The organism is Tissierella sp. P1 (assembly GCF_002266425.1).
Classification (GTDB): Bacteria; Bacillota; Clostridia; order Tissierellales; family Tissierellaceae; genus Tissierella; species Tissierella carlieri.
Genome location: NZ_NPMN01000028.1, coordinates 42,261 through 60,223, shown reverse-complemented (window position 1 = coordinate 60,223; position 17,963 = coordinate 42,261). Strand labels below are relative to the sequence as shown.

The window sequence follows — 17,963 nt, the reverse complement described above, 5'->3', positions numbered from 1 at the left end:
ACAACCTATCAATAATATCTTTTGGGGTGCACTTCATTAGCGAGTGGTATTCATAAACAATAAAATAGGCACTAGGTTAGCAACCTAGCACTTAAACCATTAAATTCTTGGCTTAGTTGGATCACAGTCTGGCATATTAATTTGGGATACCTGAGATAGCTTAATTAAATAATAACATTCTTCTCTAAACATGTGGTCAGGCATAAGGGGCATTAATGTTCCAACTGCTTCCTTAGATATTCTAAGTTCCTGTATTTCTTTTAGAAACATCATAAATAATAGTATCTTTAATTCCACTTGATTATTTAACCTATGTAAAGCTGGAAATTCTTGTAGACCTGCTCTCAAATATCCTGAAAATTCATGTGCTTTATTATATAAATCACTAAAAAATACTACGAATTCTTTACTTTTCTCTCTTAGATCTTTTTCAACACTATCTAATTCACATAGAATTGCACCTGCATGCCCTTCAGCATCTGGAAGCCATAGATTATGATAATATAAAGGATGAGCAGTAGGTACTTCATTATTTAATAAAAAACTTAAAATCCTTAGATATTCTTCTAACTCATTTACCATATGGTTTATAAATGTAGGTGTAAGCCCTATTAATATCTCCCCTACTAGATGTTCCCTTAATAACTGTAATTTAAATTCTCCAATATCTTTAGCATGTTGGTAAGCCTTTTGTGTTAATCTTTGAATTTCATCGATAGATAATGGTTTTCTAGCCTCGTCTAGTAGCAGATCAAATATGCCAATGAAATACTTAGCTTTTTCAATCTTGTCAATTTCAGAAGGCGACAAAGTATTATAAATAAATCTTGCATGGTCACCTAATATCTGAAGCCAAAATCGATGTTCAAATAGAGCTGTACTTTCAAAATTAATATTACTCAAATATATCACTCCAATCATAAATACTATTCAATAATATATTTATGATTGAAATTTTAAGAAATGTATAATTTATGCTGTTTCATAAGCTTTGTACAAATTTAATATATAAGAAATGAATTTTTTAATGATTTTAGCCGTTCTTTTGAATAGATTCTAAATCTAATTTCAAATTTAAATAAAAGAATTAAATAAATTTAAAATTAATATATATTATTTCATGAAACCTAATGAGATATAAAAACAATATAAACTCTTGAGTAAGCAAACTTTCTCATAAGTTTAAGAGAAACATCAGTAAGAGTCTATGAAAAGAAGCTCATTGTAAAGAATAAAGACTCCTTATAGTGATAGGAGTCTTTATTAGCTAATGTATGGTTAGTGTAAAAGAATCTATTCCATTTCAAAAAGCGGAAGATACTCCAAGAAAATAATATCTTTTCTATCTGCTGCTTCACCTTCTGCTAATATAGCCGCCTTAGCAGCGACAATACCTCCCGCAGACTCTACAAGCCTTTCAATTGCCTGAATCGATTCTCCAGTACTTATAACATCATCGATGATACCTACTCTCTTACCTTTTATATATTCAGCATCTTGTTCATCTAAACACAACAATTGTTTCTTTTGTGTTGTAATAGATACAACTTCATCTATAATAGGTGAATTCATATAAGGCTTAATACTTTTTCTAGCTACAATATATTTTTTCATCTTTAACAATCTTGATATTTCAAATACCAAAGGAATTCCTTTTGCCTCCGCAGTTATTAGTATATCAACATCAGGTAATTTCTTTACAATTTCAGGAGCTGCTGCACAGACTAACTCAGTATCTCCTAGTATTACAAAGCTTGCAATACTTAGATTGTCATTAATCTGTATAATAGGTAACTCACGTGTTACTCCTGCTACTTCAATAGAATATGTCTTTTCCATTATCTTACTCCTCCTTATCTATTACATTCCTAGTATACTGGCAAATGTTTTAAATATAATTCCTGCAAGCATACCTAAGAACGGATCAGTGATTGCTGTTACAGTCATGGTTATTCCTCCAACAATTGCACCTCCTGGCACACCTGTTACAGTTAAAGCAGCTGTAGCGTTAGTAGGCACTGTCACGATGGCTCCCAACACGAATAAAAATCCAGCAATTGACTCACTAGGTATATATTTTGCCATTTTAGGCAATAAGCCTGCAAATAAAATAATTGCCATCAAACCCATCATTAAAACGCCTGACATCAAAGGATGTGGTGCACCTCCTGTTGCAGAAATAATAGACTCAACAGGTCCACCTCCAAATATTGCAGATGCAAGGTCTGCTAAGCTACTTACAATGGATAAGTGGTCAATGTTTACATTGGTATTTGCAATACTTCCAGTAATCTTTCCAAAAGCAATATTTGCTCCAACATTTAAGCATATCATGGCTAAAGCACCACGAACAACAGAAATATTTATAATAGGCTTCTGGAAAACTTATTTTTTCTCTTTCAGTGATGTTGATATCAGATTTCTGCTTTAAGATCATTGCAATAGCACTAGTTGCAATAACTGAAATTGCAATTGTGTATACTAGATCTTTTGTAATCATATAGGTAATAAAACTAATAGCAATAGATCCATATCCAACAACCTTATTTTTTCTTGCCATATCAACAGCTACACGTGTCAACATAATACCCACACCTGCCATCATCCCACTAGTAATTGCAGGTCCAATAAATGTTACGATTCTTTCAAGAAGTCCAAATATACCTATAATAGTCATCCCTACTCCACCTAAAATGACCATAGATATTCTTTCTTTCATATCTTTTCCCATTGTTCCAGCTAAAGTAATAGTCTCGGCCTGAAATGAAACTGGTGCTACTACACCTAAAACTAAACATCCAATAGCCCCAACAATAAATGCAAAAGCTGTGGGTACAGATGCAAATCCAAATGATAATGCCAAAAGTCCTTGAGGTAATCCATTAAGGATAACACTAAGTGCTGCAAGTAAATCTTTTAATAAGTCCATTTATGTCTCTCCTTTATGTTGCTCTCAAACAATGGAATACATACATAAACAAAAGACTGGAACTCTTTCCTATAGGAAAGAATGCCAGTCTTTTCAAAACGAAAACAAAGGTTAGAATTGATATATCCACCTTTGTAGTTTTATCTGTTATCCTGACCCATAGTAGGATATTTTACGGCTATCCTGTAGAAACTCCCGAACCATATTATCGGGATTATATGAGAGCAAATATTTTATTTTAACGTAATAAATATATCAGATATTTCGACATTTTACAACATTTTTCTACTCTGATTTTAAAACATAAAACAAAGGTTGGTTTTATAAGCAAGTGGGTATCATTATATTATTACAATATTAAAAGGAGGAATACTTTTGAAAGCATTATTTACTTTTAAATACAAAGATGAGGAAATGAAAAGCCTAGAAAAACTAGGTTTTGATATAATATTCAAAGATGAAAGGAATATAACCTTTTCCGAGGAAATAAAAGATATAGATTTAATGGTATGCTTTGATCCATTTAATAAAATAGATATTGGACTTTTCCCAAATCTTAAATGGATTCAACTTTTAAGTGCAGGTATCAATCAAGTTCCAATAGATAAAATCATAGCTCAAGATATTATTCTTACTAATAATAGAGGCGGATATAGTATACCAATAGCTGAATGGATAGTGCTTAAGATATTAGAAATGATTAAAAATAGTAAAGAGTTCTATGATAAACAAAATAAGAAAATATGGAAAATGGATACTTCACTTTTAGAATTATATGGAAAAACTGTAGGATTTATAGGAACTGGTTCTATAGCCCAAGAAGCTGCTAAAAGACTAGAAGGATTTGGTGTAAAAATACTGGGAATTAACGCCAGCGGAAAAAATGCAAATCATTTTCATCAATGTTTTAGTATAGATAAAATAAATGATATAGTTCCCCAATGCGATTTTTTAGTAATAGCTGCCCCATATACAGATAATACCCATCATCTTATAGATAACAGTGTATTCACTAATATGAAAGATGGAACTTACTTAGTTAATATTGCTCGTGGAAGCATTATAGATGAGAATGCACTTATCAATTATCTACAATCTGGTAAAATTAAAAAAGCCGCTCTTGATGTTTTTGAAGTAGAGCCTTTATCAGAAGATAATCCTTTGTGGAAAATGGATAATGTGATTATATCTCCTCATAATTCTTGGGCTTCAGAAATGTATATCAGAAGAAGATACGAGATAGCCTATGAAAATATGAAAAGATATATAAATAACGAAGAACTCATTAATGTAGTTAATTTGAAAATAGGATACTAATTTGTATGTTGAGTATTAATGTATAAAGAATAGTAAAAAAATCTATCCTTGTCAATCGTGATTTTCTACCATGCAGGGATAAGAAACACACCGAAATCCCGTATAAACATTAGGTTTTTTGCAGGTTGTCGGCGTTTCTTTTATGCCTGTGAATGAGGGAAAATATTGATTGTGGTGTTTCAGCGTCAAAAAGAAAGAGCCGATAATCCTAGGTTTTATTTCCGCAGATAGGACATAAAATCCATTTGGTATTTACCATTGCAGCATCTCATTTCATAAATATATTTTTAAATGAAACCATAATGATCGGCGCATACATACAAAGCAAACTTAATCTTTGCCATATTCCCTCATTAGAAATTATAGTATTTTCAAATCTTGCCTTATCAGCCATTACAAAAAAAGCAAAAAACAGTATAGACAAAGCAAAAAATATAAACGACATAACACTACAAACTACCTCGTTTGAGTACATGGTAACAATTCCAATAATCAAAGGAACAAAGGTTAAAACAATAAATCCTAAAACAGAACCATACCCATGTATTTTTTCGGGTAGGGTTACAAGTGCCTTTGTTTCTCCAACTGAAAATATACCGGATAATATGCAAGCTCCAATGGCATAAAACACTACACAAAATAGCAATACTTGCGAAAGTATATTTGAAGCAGGTAAATACATTGCATACAATTTTAAACCGCCAAGAATAAGCATAATTCCTGCAGCGATGAGCCACAAGTTATATATTAGATGTACTGGGGAATTGCGATTACCTAACAAACTCATCACCATTGTCATATGATTATACTTTTTGCAAAATGGAGCAAGAAAAAAAGGTATAAGCAAATCCCCAATCGTTGCAATGAGTAAAAGAATGAAACCTACATCTGACACACCAAAGGATTTTGTTATATTATTTTTCATCTGGCTTAAACTCCCCTAACCCTTTAAGGATTTTTACTGCAACTTCTTGCATAACATCTGCTTTTGTAATAGCAATCCCTTGTTCCTCATCTCCTAAAACCAATAAAATGTCTCCTGATTTTATATCAAACAAATCTCTTGCTTCTTTAGGAATTACAATTTGTCCTCGTTCTCCCACCTTGACTGTTCCAAAAATATGTTTACCTTTTGGTAATGACATTTTTAACCCCTCCACATTCATACTTTTCATACTAACATGAAAAGTATATCATCAATCAAATGGTAAGTCAAGAAAACGCCCATCCAAAATTGTATTATATGCTTTATTTCAGTCAGTACTGATATGTATACTCATATCCCAGAGGAAAGGTAAACGGTAAAATGTAATAGGGTGAAATATTATGAAGCGGCAACAGAAAAATTTGATTTCAAAGCTTTCTCTTACCCTATCAAAATAGCACCCGATACATGGCTTCTTTCACCCCTACTGCGTGACAGAAGAACATGAAAAAAGCAGCGTTCCTATATTCCTCCCCGCATGGAAATTAGTAAACGCCGCCCATGAGGTGCTTATTTAGTTTTCGTCGTTCACTTCACAGAACGGGAGTATAATACCCCTATCTAAAAGTTCGTTGCTCATGTCGCCCTCCTTAAAATTTATGGTACCAAAATGGTGCCCAACCATTTTTACAAGATACGTCTCAAAAATTCTCTCGTACGCTCCTTAACTGGATTATTGAAGATTTGTTCTGGACTACCTTCTTCTGCAATAATTCCTCTATCCATAAATACCACGCGATCTGCCACTTCCCTTGCAAATTCCATTTCATGGGTCACTACTAACATGGTAAGTCCAGTTTCCGCAAGTTCTTTCATGACCTTAAGAACCTCTCCTACCATTTCTGGATCGAGGGCAGATGTAGGTTCATCAAATAGCATAACATCAGGTTCCATAGAAAGTGCTCTAGCAATGGCTACACGCTGTTTTTGTCCTCCTGATAATTGCTTTGGCTTTGCATTAATATATTGGTCCATTCCAACAACATTCAAATATTTCATAGCTATATTTTCAGACTCTTCCTTAGAACCTTTCAAGACTTTCATTTGCCCTACTATACAATTATTTAAAACATTATGATTATTAAATAGGTTAAATTGTTGGAATACCATTCCTAGCTTTGTACGATATTCATAGATATCGTGATTATCATCTAAAATATTCTCTCCTTTATAAAGAATTTCACCACCATTTGGTTTCTCTAGAAGATTAACACAGCGAAGAAGAGTTGATTTACCTGAACCAGACGAACCAATAATACAAACTACTTCTCCTCTATTTACTGAAAAATTAATGTCTCTTAATACTTCATGAGTTCCAAAGGATTTACTTAAATGTCGAATATCTAGTATCTTTTCCATATTTCTCCTTCTCTCTCTAATATCGATTCGCATTGAAATCTTCTATTCTACCTATCATATTCTTCATGTGTTTATACTTACATTTGATTAGCATATATAATATAATTTTCAGGACCATCTAATTTTATTTCGATATATCGTAAAATTCTTGTCACTGTAAATGTCATTATAAAATAAAGAATACACGCAACAAAAAATGATTCAAAATATCTAAAGTTGTTTCCTGCAACTGATTTTGTTTGAAAATATAATTCTGTTACAGAAATTACATTAAGAACTGATGTATCTTTTATATTAATTACAAATTCATTCCCCATTGCTGGTAAAATATTACGAATTACTTGTGGTAATACTACATTTATCATAGTTTGAATATGGTTCATACCCATAGCTTGAGCTGCTTCGAATTGCCCTTTATCAATAGAAACAATACCACCACGAACAATTTCTGACATATATGCCCCCGTGTTAATAGATACTATAAATATAGCTGCAAAAATTCGATTCATATCTATACCAAACGCTGAAGCAGACCCATAATAAATTACCATTGCTTGTACAATCATTGGTGTTCCACGAAATATTTCTATATAAATAGAAAGAATAGCATTAATGAATTTAAAAATAATTTTCTTTACTCCTCTTTCAGGTATTGGAACAGTACGTATAACTCCTATTAGTAAACCAATAATAAAACCCACAATAGTACCAACCATAGAAATTATAAGTGTCATACCAGCTCCACGAAGAAACATTATCCCATTATTTGAAATAATTTTTAGTATCCACTCAAAACTCATTTTTCTCCTCCTATTCTGCTGCAGGCTGATTCTTAATAGCATCATCCATAATAGCTTCTTGTTCTTCTTCTGAAATAGCTTTTAATATTTCATTGATTTTTTCAGTTAAATTACTACCTTTTACAACACCTACAGCAATCGCAGTGTCTTCATCTGATGTATTGAATCCATCTCTAAATTCTATCATTTTGAAATTTTTGTTTGCAGTTTCAGCACTAATACCTTCTGGACGTTCGGAGATATATCCATCAATCATTCCTGATTCAAGTGCAACCCTCATTGCTGGGAAATTATCCATAGCTGGCTGCTTATCCACATCTTGAATCTGATTAACTACGGAATAATGAAATGTATTTAATTGAGCAGTTATTTTTGCTCCCTTAAAATCTTGGATAGAAGTAGCATCTTCATATTTTCCACCTTTCTGTACAACCATAACTAAATTAGATTTATAGTAATTCTCCGAGAAGTCAATTGTCTCTTTACGTTCAGCTGTTGGTGACATACCTGCAATAATTGCATCAATTTTTCCTGAAGTTAATGCTGGTACAAGACCATCCCATTCGGTTTTAACTATAACTAATTCTCTTCCTAAACCTTCTGCAATTTTCTTAGCGATCTCCACATCGTATCCACCTACAAATTCTGCGGCACCATCTATTTTAATCCCGCCATTGGAATCATCCACTTGGGTCCAATTGAACGGTGCATATCCTGCTTCAAGACCTACCCTAAATGTTTCTTTTTCAGCTACTCCCACATCTTTTATACTACTGTTTGTACCACATCCTGCTAAAACGATTGTTGTTAATAAAGATATTACGATTAATACCGATAATTTTTTTCTCATGACTAGTTCCTCCTGTTGTCTTAATTTTAATATAGTATTTTTACTAAAAGGTTAACTTGCCACTTGTTATACGAGTCATGCTATTTTTGACAACAAAAAGACCTGAGATAGACTCAGGTCCTAATAGACATAGTAATACCTAATTCCCCTCCTTTTCCCAAAATGAGATAGCACAACTCAATAAACTGGGAAAGTTTATTGAGACAGTCCTGCAGATCTTAACTGCAGACCCAGCAAGTAATACTGAGAATATTACAAGCTTCGGCAACATTTCCTTCTCCTTAGCATCTTTGCTTTCTCATGCTCAACTAAAGACTGTTAAATATCGCGCCTCTACCTCACTTGTAAAAGTGAGGCCTTATTCAATTGTTTGATATAGCTTACAATAAATTTATTTATCTGTCAACCCATTTATAAGTTTTTTAAAAATTCTAATTTCATCTTCCATAAAATATTTTAAAGTTAATTATTTTATTTATCTAGTTTAAAAATTAATAAAAATCGGCCTCACTACCAATAAGCCATCCTTTTATTAAGGATCAAATTTTAGAAGCTTCTCTTTTTACTATATAAATTTTTCCCTTGTACATTCTGCTAGCTACGAATTTTCATAGCTGTTAAATATAAATAGGACTGCTATTCAATTTCATTAAATAGACAGTCCTAAAATTATATTAACCCATTAAATGAGTTTCTAATATTTGCTCTTGTTTTAATCCTTGTAAGCCTAAATAATGATTTAAATTATTTAGTAAATATTCTAATTTAACTGGTCCTACAAGTTCTGAACCTGTTACTGCCACACCATATTTCTGAGCTTCAAGTTTAACTAATTCGAAAGCTCTATAAAGCGGAGTATTTGCACAGTCAAACATATTCATTGACACAACTACTCCTTCTCTTTCTGGGAATTTAATTCCTACAGCTCTTATTGTTGAGAATCCACCACTTGGTCCTCTTACTGCTTTTGCTATTTGTTTAGCTATGCTTAAATCCTCTGTTCCTAAGAAAACATTATATGCAGTTAGCCCCTCTTTATCTGCTGATACAATAGTTGCCCCATATTTTGGCTTAATTTTCCATCTACTGATAAATCTGGCTTTCTTGATTCATAATCTGGATGATTATTATCTTCTAGTAGAGCTTTTAATCCCTCATATTGTCCTTTTCTAATAAAGGAAATACTCTTCTTATCTTCGGTTCTAGCATTTTCTCCAGAGAAGAAAATTGGCACTTGGAATTTTGCAAACAATTCTTTTCCGATTTCTTCTGCTAATTCTTTACATTCTTCTACTGTTGTATTCATTAATGGGAATAATGGAATAGTATCTTGTCCACCAATTCTTGGATGTGTTCCCTCTTGTACTGTCATATCAATTAACTCATATGATTTTGCAGCCATTTCTAGTAAAGCTTCTTTAAGTGGAGCTGGTTCACCAATAATTGTTAGAACTGTTCTATTAAAATCATGTTCTGGTTCACAAGTAACAAGCTTCACTCCTTCTTTATTCTTTATAGTACCAGAAATCGCATCAATTACCTCTTGTCTTCTGCCATCACTAAAATTAGGTACAGCTAAAATATATTTATTTTCCATATCCTCTCTCCTCAATAAAGTAGTTATAGTAAATGTTCTTAGCCGTTAAGCCTTTTATATACAGTTTCTAAGGATTTTTCTTTTAAATTCTTAGCTGAACTTAATAAGCTAGATACTTTTTCAGAAATATTCTTTTGATATTCCTCATCCTTTATACTTCCTAGATTAATCGTAACATTTAATAACGCACCTTCTAAGCCTGAGTAAGCAAGTAATACACCTACTCCTATATCTGTTATAGCATTTACATTTCCATATTCGGCAAATACATCTTGTAATTCCAGAATCCTATGACATTTTTCAGCACATTTTAATGGAACTTCTAATGCAATTTTATATCCTTCTTGAATTGCTTGGGATCTAGCTTTTTTCTCTTTATCAGTTTCCTTTGGCATCTTAAACGCTTCCATTACCTTATCAAAAGCATTTGTATCCTTGTCTACGTCATTTGCTAATTCTTCAAATAATCCTTCTAATTCTTTAGCATTAGACTCCATCTTAGACCTTACATCTTCTGGTAATTCCGAATAATTTTTCTTAGAAAATGTTAATCCTCCAACCATGCTTGTCAAGGCTGAACTTAATGTTCCAACATAAGCTGATACACTTCCGCCACCAGGTGTAGGATCACTGCTCTTAGTATCCAATGCATATTGTTTTAAGCTTTTGTCAATAAACAATCTTGACACCTCCATATATCTAATATATAATGCAGTTTAGCATTTTTATTGGTATAATTTGCTTAGGATTTTCCTCTTGATTTTGTTCATTACCCCAAATTCAAGAAAAATATTCAGAAACTACATTACATATAATATATTAAGCAAGTATTATGCCAAAAAATAAAACTTACTTGTAACTTTTCAAAAAATAGTTAAAGTAAGTTTTATTTTTCATTAATTATACTTGATTCATAGGAAATCTCTAATTTTATCTAATGCTTTTTATTTTATATTTTCTATCAAATCAATAATAATGATTTATTATATTGAATCAACTATAATTTACACCCAATTAGAATGAGTTTAAAAGTGATTTTTTTCCTTTCTAAATTTAATAATAAGTTAAAAACCTCTAAATACAAAGGGAAACTATTAAAAACCAATTGAAGATTTTTTTCCTCTCATTTAGGAATTTTTTCTCTTTTGGAAATTAAGATCAACTTCTAATTTCTTTGCTTTTTTTCTCAGGGTGCTAACCTCCAACCCTGTTTTCTGACTAAGTTCATGTATATCACTAGTCCTATAAATATAATCTTCTAATAAAGCCCTTTCATAGCTATAAACATTTTCTTTAAAGAGTTTATTCTCATCTATGTCCATTGACCTTGTTTTGCCAATGTCTCCATATAAAACGTCTACTTCACTAATCACTTCAGATTCCGATGTAACTACAAGCCTTTCAATCTCATTCTGCAGCTCCCTTACATTTCCGGGCCAATCGTAATTAATTAGTAAATTCATAGCTTTTGCAGAAATGATTTTTTCATAATTATAATGGTCATTAAATTTCTTAAGGAAAAAATTAACTAAAGGTACAACATCTGTCTTTCTTTCCCTAAGAGGCGGAATCACTATCGGTATAACCTTTAGTCTATAATACAGATCCCTACGAAATGTGCCTTCTTCTACCATAGTATATAGATCTTTATTAGTTGCAGCTATAATTCTTGTATTAATAGATATATTTTTTGTTCCGCCTACTTTTTGAAATACTTTATCTTGAATTAAATTTAAAAGTTTTACTTGTAAATTTAATGGCAATTCTCCGATCTCATCTAAAAACAGAGTTCCTTCATTTGCCAATTGGATTAATCCAACCTTCCCCTCCTTTTTAGCACCTGTAAATGCCCCTTCCTCATATCCAAATAATTCTGATTCTATTAAACTTTCAGGCAAAGATGAACAGTCTACTTTAACAAATGGACCATTCTTTCTATTACTATGTTCATGTATATATTTACTAAAAATGCCCTTACCAACACCCGATTCTCCTTCTATTAATACTGTGGAGTCTACCTTTGCAATTCTAAGTGCTAAAATCTTTATGTTCTCTATCTCCTTACTTTTAGATATAATAGAATCATTTTGTCCATCTATTGCATTAAGTATATCTAATTCTTTTTGCATTCTCACATTAACACTTTTTAATTCATTAAATTGAAGCTTTAAATTTTCAAGACTAGTCATATCCATAACAGATACAACAACATTTATTAACTCTCCATTTTCATAAATAGGTATACCTGTTGAAAAAATGTATCTTCCGTTTACCTTCTGTGTCTTTGCAGTCTTCTGTCCTTTTTCTATAACTTCCAAAGCAACTGATTCAGAATAAACTCCATCATGGACAAGTTTCTTCATATCCTTCCCAACAATCCAATCCTCTGAGATTCCCTCAATTTCTTCGCAGATTTTATTATATAAAACTGTTATTCCTTTTCCATCTACTACATGAACGCCAACATCTAATGAATTAAATATGTCTTTGATTCTTTCTAAATTTAGGCACATATTAACCTTGCCTTTATCAGAATTATTTCCCTTAGTATCTTCCATATTAGCACCTCACTTTTATGCAAGTTAATTTAAGTTAATTATAATATTATCATAACTATTTTTTATATTCTGATAATATTATATCATACTTATAATCATATGTTTAAACATAGATTTACTTGATATGATATAAATAAAAAACAGCACTAATTTTAAAAAATAATTATACACAAAAAACGGATTCTGCGGAATCCGTTTTTATATTTTTTGATATTTTTTTTGCTGCCTTACCTCATTAATTATTTTCTATTTTGAGACAGCCTCTTTTTATGTGTATTATTTATTTTCCTTAATATTTTCTAATATACTTTCTACTTTCTCTATGGTAGTATTACCTTTTGGATTAAATTTTTCACTTTCTAGTTCTAAATAACCCATATTTACTATTTTTTCTACACTATCTTTTGCCCATATACTAATATCTTTTTCATCTTTATATGAAAGTTGTTGCTTTTCTGCTGGTTCCATGTTTAAATAAGACACAAATCTGTCCAGTACAACAGCCAATTCTTCTCTTGTTAATAAATCAGAGGGCGCAAAAACATTGGATGATTTTCCTACTATTATATTGTTTTTTACTGCCCAACGACTAGCCTCTTCATAATAAGTGAAGAAAAAAATATCTTTAGGTGTTTCTTTTGCATATTCTAAAGATTCATTATTTTCAAGAGATATCTCATGTAATAAGTAAGCCAATCTTCCTCGTGAAATATATAAGTTTTTATCCTCTCTAGCCTGCAACTTTCCTGAATTATTTTCAATGTAATGAACTGCCGTATCTATACCTTGCATATAGTCATCATAAGTTTGTTCCATTATAATATCAGGTTTAATAGGCTCAATACCATAAGGAATACCACTGTCAAATAAACTATCAATTTCTATATATTTTGTAGAGTGACCTACTTGTATATTCAATTGAGGCAATTGAAATTGATTTACAGCACCATAATGGTCAACACTTCCACCACTATAAGTCCCCATTAAAATACCACCCATTTCTTTTATCATCATGGCATTTATTGTAGCGGAAGAAAATGTATTTTCACCAATAAGACCTACTATTTCTACATCATTATTGTTTTGATATTCGGTTAATACATATAATAAAGGCATAATCACCCCATCAGAGCCGCCTGTATTATTTCTTAAATCAATAACAACAGTTTGATAGTCATTGCTTTCTAAATCCTTTTGAACATTTAAACTAAATGTTTCCATGGGCAAGTTTTTATCTTCTTGACAAGCATTATATTGAATATAATAAACATTTCCATCTAATGGCATAGAAAAATAAATTTTAGATTTATCCTTAGTTGTTTTTGGCTCTTGTATACGTTTTTGGGCTAAATATACCACATCTACCATATCCGCTGAAGTATCTACAGTATGAAGATAAATTGTTTTTTCCTGATTTTCTTTCTTTACTGTTATTTCTAATTCATCATCTTTTATAATACCTACATAATCAAGAATTTCTTTGACGTTGATAAATTGTCTTAATTGTCTTTGAAGCCACACATCATTATCATGGCTGATAATAGTCGCCATTTTATTTTTTACAGTTTCCATATCATATCCATTTAAATCCACAATTTCCCAGCCAAGATATTCTTCATATTCTGTTTCAATAACATCAAGCACCCATGTTTCAATATGTCTGATGCTAAACGGATAGATATGTACATCTTTCAAAGCATGGCCTATATTCACATTTGTATGCGAATCATTAACCATAGCTACTAAGCTTTGTAAATCAAGGACATACTCCACATTTGACTTTTCATTTACATTCTTTTTAATCTCAGCTTTTTTCTCTATAAATTCTTTTTCTGATGTGCTATAAAATATATTAGGATGACTTCCTTTTAATGTTTCATACAAAAAATCTAAATTTTCTTCCCTTTCCGTAATTTCACTGGCATGAACCACTGGAAAAGCACATAATAAAACGGTTAAAATTATAATCATCAGTTTTTTCATTTTTATCTCTCCTTAAACTATAGCATTAAATTTTTTTATTGTGGAAGATTTAATGTACATAATACATTTTCATGTTGATTGATAAACCCTTCAACAGCTTTTGAAGTATGAATTCTAGCATTGTCCCAAATAATAAACACTCTTTTGTCCTTGTTAATGTCTAATAAGTCTTTTAAAAACTTAATAATTTCATTAGAAGTAATTCTTTCATCAGAAGAACATACAATTACGATAGAATCTATAAACTCTCATCTTTTAAAACATCTACTATTTCATCCCTCTCTACTTTCTTAATTCCAAAATAATATGCTAAATATATACTCATAAATATCACGATAACATATCCAATTATAATTCTATAATCTAAAAATATAATTAAATCTTTAAAGGTATATGTTTTATTTATTTTAACTACAAATGCTAAAAAAATCAAAAATAGAGGAATTGATATTATAAAAGGATATATGCTGTAATAAATTCCTTCTAATCTTAACATTTTACCTAAATCATTCTTTGTAATACCCATAGACTTCAACATAGCAAATTCTCGTCTTCTATTCCTTAAGTTATTATTTATACTGGAATATGCATTAGATATACCTATAATACTTAGAAAAAATATAATAGAGAACGTGATTAGATAAACCAATTTATTTTGCATTTTCCGCTCTGCTTCATCATCCAATATGTTCCAAATATAATAATCACTTTCCGGCAAATAGTATTTCATAATATCTTTGATTTTTTCTTTGGCACCTTCGATATCGTTTTTATCAACTGCTAATCTAATTATCTCAGAATAACTGTAATCTCCCGGTAAATCAAAGTTTTCAATTATGGAATAAAGAACTTCCTTTGGCATAAATAAATATATACGATAATCTTGTAAATAGTAATCTTTTATTGGTTTTTCAAAGGTTTTAAGTCCTATATCTATATCCAAAGTATATCCCTTTTGATTTTTATATTCATTAATGGATATATTATTTACCTCTTCATGTAAATATGGTATAAACTTTGTCCTAGCCAGCGGTTGATTTATATCCTCCTTCACTAAATTTAAGAGAATAGCTTTTGGCTTTTCTTTATTGTAGTATTCTTCCGGTTCTTCTCCCTGAGACTTAATATATCGATTAAAATCCTCATTTTCAATACCTGCCAAAACTATAGGTACCTCATATCCATCTTCCAATTTATCAATAGGATATTTTTTAATATCTATACTTTCAAATCCACCTGTACCTTTAAACTCATCTGACTCATATTCTGATTTCAGCCTAGAATATAAATAAATATTTTTATACGTGATACTTTCCTTTACTTCATCTATCTTTCTTATTTCCTTAAATATATTTTCATCAGCAGGCTCATTAGTTAAAACTCGTGTTTGTATGGAGTAATAGTATTCCATCATGTCTAAATTATCAATTGCTTGGTTCAAGCTTCTAAATGTAAGGAAAACAAACATTACAGCAAAGCTGATGGTTATAGATATTATTGTAGTTTTAAAGGCTTTCTTATTTCCATCCAAAAAATCTTTAGCTAAACTAGATATTATATTACTAGGACTATAGTTATTCACTTTTCTTTTCTTTTTTCTAAGATGCTCATAATCTAAACCACCATATTTGATAGCCTCAATGGGTAATATTTTACTTAATTTTTTGGCAGGTCTGCTAATTGATATTAAAATAGCTAAAAACGATAAAATCAAAATTAATCCAATCACTATAGGAGATGTTTTAAATACTAGATTAAACATACTTCCATTCATATCAAGATTAATACTTTGTATCATACTGTTCACTATATCTATTATTATATAACAGAACAGATGACCTAAGATAACACCTATAATTATTGGTACTATTGAAATAAAAATAGCTTCTAATACGATGGTTGATTTTATCTGTTTTGGAGTTGCACCTATACTTTTTAGTATCCCCAATTGTCGTAACCTATTATTAGACCATACTGTAAAAACATTATAGATTATTATGACAAATAATAGTATGACGAATAATATAAAAATAGAAAATATAAGCGTAGATTCAGGGACTCTTTCCCATAAATTAAGAGAAGGCGGAAATATTCCCTGCAGCCTTAGATAATACAAATTATATGATGAACTATAATAGTCTTCAGGACTATCTTCCTCTCCCTTTGCAAATCCTAACATTCTACCAATCTCAGGTAAATCCTTGTATATATTTCTAGGATTTTCCATCCTTAAAAATGGAAAAAGTTTCATATCTTCATCTATTGAATCTTCATCTAAAAAACCTAATCCTCCATAATATGGCTCATATGATAAGCTTTTTCCAGAAATAGCAGCGACTATGGTATACTCTTTCTCTTTACCACCTATAAATGTTTCGCCCTCCCCAATAAAATCAAATGGGTCTATATTTTTTCCTTCTTTTTCCCTATATCCTAAATTCACCTTGATTTTATCCCCTATTTTATATTGGGGATTTTCCTTTAAAAAATTTCCAATAACTACAATTTCATCGGATTTCTCTGGGATTCTTCCTTCTAATATAAAATTCTTTTCATACATGTTTTCCCAATATTCTTTATTGAGATATGAAATATTAAAATAGGGTCTTTTAGTATCGATTTTACCACTGTAATATTCAGACCTTAAGTATACCTCATCCACTTTTTGATTTTCCTTTAAATATGGAATTTGAGATTTATCAATACCGCTATAAAAAGATCCGTGATAGTTTCCATTCCGCAATATAGCTTTATTAATATCATGATTCCAGTTCATATAAGTAGCTAATACCATTGTACTAAGCAAAATAGTTGCTATAGTAACGGCAATCATTATAGATATGGTATTTTTCCTATTCTTCTTTAAGCTATTCCAAGTATATTCCATGAGGATTTTCATTGCCTAATCACCTCATCTGAAACTATCTTACCATCTTCCATAGTAACTATCCTATCTGTTTCCAATGCCATCTTTTCATCGTGGGTTATCAATATTATTGTTTGTTTATATTTCTTGTTTGATAGCTTCAGCAACTCAATAATTTCATTAGAATTTTTCCTATCTAAATTTCCTGTAGGTTCATCAGCTAAAATAATTGCCGGACGATAAATCAAAGACCTTCCAATAGCAACCCTTTGTTGCTGTCCTCCTGATAATTCTCCTGGATAATGTGTCAATCTATTGTCCAAGCCCAATATCTCTACTATCTCACTAAAATGTTTCATATTCGGTGTTCTTCCATCCAATAGTAAAGGAAGCAAAATATTCTTCTTTACATCAATTGTTGGTATAAGATTGTAAAACTGATATATAAGTCCAACCTTTCTTCTTCTAAATAATGCTAATTCATTTTCTTTTAATGCCGAAATCTCTCCATCCTCTATGAATACCTTACCCTTTGTAGGTCTATCAACTCCTCCTAATATATGAAGCAAAGTAGATTTACCTGAACCACTGGCACCTATAATGGATAAAAATTGTCCTCTTGAGACAGCAAAAGTCACATCGTTAAGTGCTATAACCTTTGATTCTCCTTTACCATAAGATTTTGTCAAGCTTTCCGTTCTCAATATTTCCATTTTGGC

18 protein-coding genes and 2 riboswitches are annotated in these 17,963 nt (G+C 31.0%); of the genes, 1 reads left to right on the top strand and 17 read right to left on the bottom strand.

The genetic code is table 11. The annotated features are described in order from the left end of the window. Positions 1 to 99 precede the first annotated feature (99 nt). From CIW83_RS17330 to CIW83_RS23940, 4 genes are all read right to left on the bottom strand, one after another. Entirely contained in the window at positions 100 to 903 is an 804-nt protein-coding gene (locus CIW83_RS17330) for a DUF2935 domain-containing protein (RefSeq protein ID WP_201259993.1), read from the bottom strand. Positions 904 to 1,293: 390 nt separating this feature from the next. Further along, positions 1,294 to 1,839 carry a phosphoribosyltransferase family protein gene (locus CIW83_RS17325; RefSeq protein WP_094903538.1) on the bottom strand — a complete coding sequence of 182 codons (546 nt, stop codon included), beginning with the start codon at positions 1,837 to 1,839 and terminating at the stop codon, positions 1,294 to 1,296. Between the two features lie 21 nt (positions 1,840 to 1,860). Then, positions 1,861 to 2,334, bottom strand: coding sequence for a hypothetical protein (locus tag CIW83_RS23945; protein WP_235601393.1), 474 nt, complete (start codon positions 2,332 to 2,334; stop codon positions 1,861 to 1,863). Then, positions 2,255 to 2,929, bottom strand: coding sequence for a hypothetical protein (locus tag CIW83_RS23940; protein WP_235601392.1), 675 nt, complete (start codon positions 2,927 to 2,929; stop codon positions 2,255 to 2,257). The genes CIW83_RS23945 and CIW83_RS23940 overlap by 80 nt, the downstream gene beginning before the upstream one ends. 140 nt (positions 2,930 to 3,069) lie before the next feature. Continuing rightward, positions 3,070 to 3,171, bottom strand: a riboswitch (purine riboswitch). Between the two features lie 133 nt (positions 3,172 to 3,304). Here CIW83_RS23940 and CIW83_RS17315 point away from each other — a divergent pair. Continuing rightward, positions 3,305 to 4,246: a phosphoglycerate dehydrogenase gene (locus CIW83_RS17315; RefSeq protein WP_094903536.1), complete on the top strand. Its 942-nt coding sequence runs from the start codon at positions 3,305 to 3,307 to the stop codon at positions 4,244 to 4,246. A 268-nt stretch (positions 4,247 to 4,514) separates the two neighbouring features. On the opposite strand, the gene CIW83_RS17310 is transcribed toward CIW83_RS17315, so the two are convergent. From CIW83_RS17310 to CIW83_RS17255, 13 genes are all read right to left on the bottom strand, one after another. Beyond that, positions 4,515 to 5,171 (bottom strand): DUF998 domain-containing protein, encoded by a 657-nt coding sequence (locus tag CIW83_RS17310; protein WP_094903534.1) that lies wholly within the window; start codon positions 5,169 to 5,171, stop codon positions 4,515 to 4,517. Continuing rightward, positions 5,161 to 5,391, bottom strand: a complete 231-nt coding sequence (locus CIW83_RS17305; RefSeq protein WP_094903532.1) for an AbrB/MazE/SpoVT family DNA-binding domain-containing protein — start codon at positions 5,389 to 5,391, stop codon at positions 5,161 to 5,163. Before CIW83_RS17305 ends, CIW83_RS17310 begins: the two co-directional genes overlap by 11 nt. A 467-nt stretch (positions 5,392 to 5,858) precedes the next feature. Beyond that, positions 5,859 to 6,590, bottom strand: a complete 732-nt coding sequence (locus tag CIW83_RS17300; RefSeq protein WP_094903530.1) for an amino acid ABC transporter ATP-binding protein — start codon at positions 6,588 to 6,590, stop codon at positions 5,859 to 5,861. A 77-nt stretch (positions 6,591 to 6,667) separates the two neighbouring features. Beyond that, the gene (locus tag CIW83_RS17295; protein ID WP_094903528.1) at positions 6,668 to 7,390 is read right to left on the bottom strand and encodes an amino acid ABC transporter permease; all 723 of its coding nucleotides are present in this window, start codon (positions 7,388 to 7,390) and stop codon (positions 6,668 to 6,670) included. Between the two features lie 10 nt (positions 7,391 to 7,400). Continuing rightward, a complete protein-coding gene (locus tag CIW83_RS17290) occupies positions 7,401 to 8,240 on the bottom strand; it encodes a transporter substrate-binding domain-containing protein (protein WP_094903526.1) in 840 nt (279 codons plus the stop codon). A gap of 160 nt (positions 8,241 to 8,400) precedes the next feature. Beyond that, positions 8,401 to 8,584, bottom strand: a riboswitch (Lysine riboswitch). A 330-nt stretch (positions 8,585 to 8,914) separates the two neighbouring features. Beyond that, a complete protein-coding gene (locus tag CIW83_RS23935) occupies positions 8,915 to 9,214 on the bottom strand; it encodes a hypothetical protein (protein WP_235601394.1) in 300 nt (99 codons plus the stop codon). Positions 9,215 to 9,264: 50 nt separating this feature from the next. Continuing rightward, positions 9,265 to 9,837 (bottom strand): hypothetical protein, encoded by a 573-nt coding sequence (locus CIW83_RS23930; protein ID WP_235601391.1) that lies wholly within the window; start codon positions 9,835 to 9,837, stop codon positions 9,265 to 9,267. Positions 9,838 to 9,875: 38 nt separating this feature from the next. Then, positions 9,876 to 10,517, bottom strand: coding sequence for a cyclodeaminase/cyclohydrolase family protein (locus tag CIW83_RS17280; RefSeq protein WP_201259992.1), 642 nt, complete (start codon positions 10,515 to 10,517; stop codon positions 9,876 to 9,878). A gap of 447 nt (positions 10,518 to 10,964) precedes the next feature. Beyond that, positions 10,965 to 12,395 (bottom strand): sigma-54-dependent Fis family transcriptional regulator, encoded by a 1,431-nt coding sequence (locus CIW83_RS17275; RefSeq protein ID WP_094903522.1) that lies wholly within the window; start codon positions 12,393 to 12,395, stop codon positions 10,965 to 10,967. 276 nt (positions 12,396 to 12,671) lie between these two features. Beyond that, the gene (locus CIW83_RS17270) at positions 12,672 to 14,378 is read right to left on the bottom strand and encodes a S41 family peptidase (RefSeq protein WP_094903520.1); all 1,707 of its coding nucleotides are present in this window, start codon (positions 14,376 to 14,378) and stop codon (positions 12,672 to 12,674) included. Positions 14,379 to 14,413: 35 nt separating this feature from the next. Next, on the bottom strand, positions 14,414 to 14,605 hold the full coding sequence (locus tag CIW83_RS24990) for a transposase (RefSeq protein ID WP_369819407.1): 192 nt from the start codon (positions 14,603 to 14,605) through the stop codon (positions 14,414 to 14,416). A gap of 11 nt (positions 14,606 to 14,616) precedes the next feature. Beyond that, positions 14,617 to 17,277, bottom strand: a complete 2,661-nt coding sequence (locus CIW83_RS17260) for an ABC transporter permease (RefSeq protein WP_094903516.1) — start codon at positions 17,275 to 17,277, stop codon at positions 14,617 to 14,619. Beyond that, entirely contained in the window at positions 17,274 to 17,957 is a 684-nt protein-coding gene (locus tag CIW83_RS17255; protein ID WP_094903515.1) for an ABC transporter ATP-binding protein, read from the bottom strand. The genes CIW83_RS17260 and CIW83_RS17255 overlap by 4 nt, the downstream gene beginning before the upstream one ends. Positions 17,958 to 17,963 lie beyond the last annotated feature (6 nt).

What these genes read in the sequence shown, in the direction of transcription:
- CIW83_RS17275 (WP_094903522.1), bottom strand. Translation starts at nt 12,395, where the DNA reads ATGGAAGATACTAAGGGAAATAATTCTGATAAAGGCAAGGTTAATATG.
- CIW83_RS17295 (WP_094903528.1), bottom strand. Translation starts at nt 7,390, where the DNA reads ATGAGTTTTGAGTGGATACTAAAAATTATTTCAAATAATGGGATAATG.
- CIW83_RS17325 (WP_094903538.1), bottom strand. Translation starts at nt 1,839, where the DNA reads ATGGAAAAGACATATTCTATTGAAGTAGCAGGAGTAACACGTGAGTTA.
- CIW83_RS17270 (WP_094903520.1), bottom strand. Translation starts at nt 14,378, where the DNA reads ATGAAAAAACTGATGATTATAATTTTAACCGTTTTATTATGTGCTTTT.
- CIW83_RS17300 (WP_094903530.1), bottom strand. Translation starts at nt 6,590, where the DNA reads ATGGAAAAGATACTAGATATTCGACATTTAAGTAAATCCTTTGGAACT.
- CIW83_RS17260 (WP_094903516.1), bottom strand. Translation starts at nt 17,277, where the DNA reads ATGAAAATCCTCATGGAATATACTTGGAATAGCTTAAAGAAGAATAGG.
- CIW83_RS23930 (WP_235601391.1), bottom strand. Translation starts at nt 9,837, where the DNA reads ATGGAAAATAAATATATTTTAGCTGTACCTAATTTTAGTGATGGCAGA.
- CIW83_RS17255 (WP_094903515.1), bottom strand. Translation starts at nt 17,957, where the DNA reads ATGGAAATATTGAGAACGGAAAGCTTGACAAAATCTTATGGTAAAGGA.
- CIW83_RS23940 (WP_235601392.1), bottom strand. Translation starts at nt 2,929, where the DNA reads ATGGACTTATTAAAAGATTTACTTGCAGCACTTAGTGTTATCCTTAAT.
- CIW83_RS17310 (WP_094903534.1), bottom strand. Translation starts at nt 5,171, where the DNA reads ATGAAAAATAATATAACAAAATCCTTTGGTGTGTCAGATGTAGGTTTC.
- CIW83_RS17290 (WP_094903526.1), bottom strand. Translation starts at nt 8,240, where the DNA reads ATGAGAAAAAAATTATCGGTATTAATCGTAATATCTTTATTAACAACA.
- CIW83_RS23945 (WP_235601393.1), bottom strand. Translation starts at nt 2,334, where the DNA reads ATGATATGCTTAAATGTTGGAGCAAATATTGCTTTTGGAAAGATTACT.
- CIW83_RS17305 (WP_094903532.1), bottom strand. Translation starts at nt 5,391, where the DNA reads ATGTCATTACCAAAAGGTAAACATATTTTTGGAACAGTCAAGGTGGGA.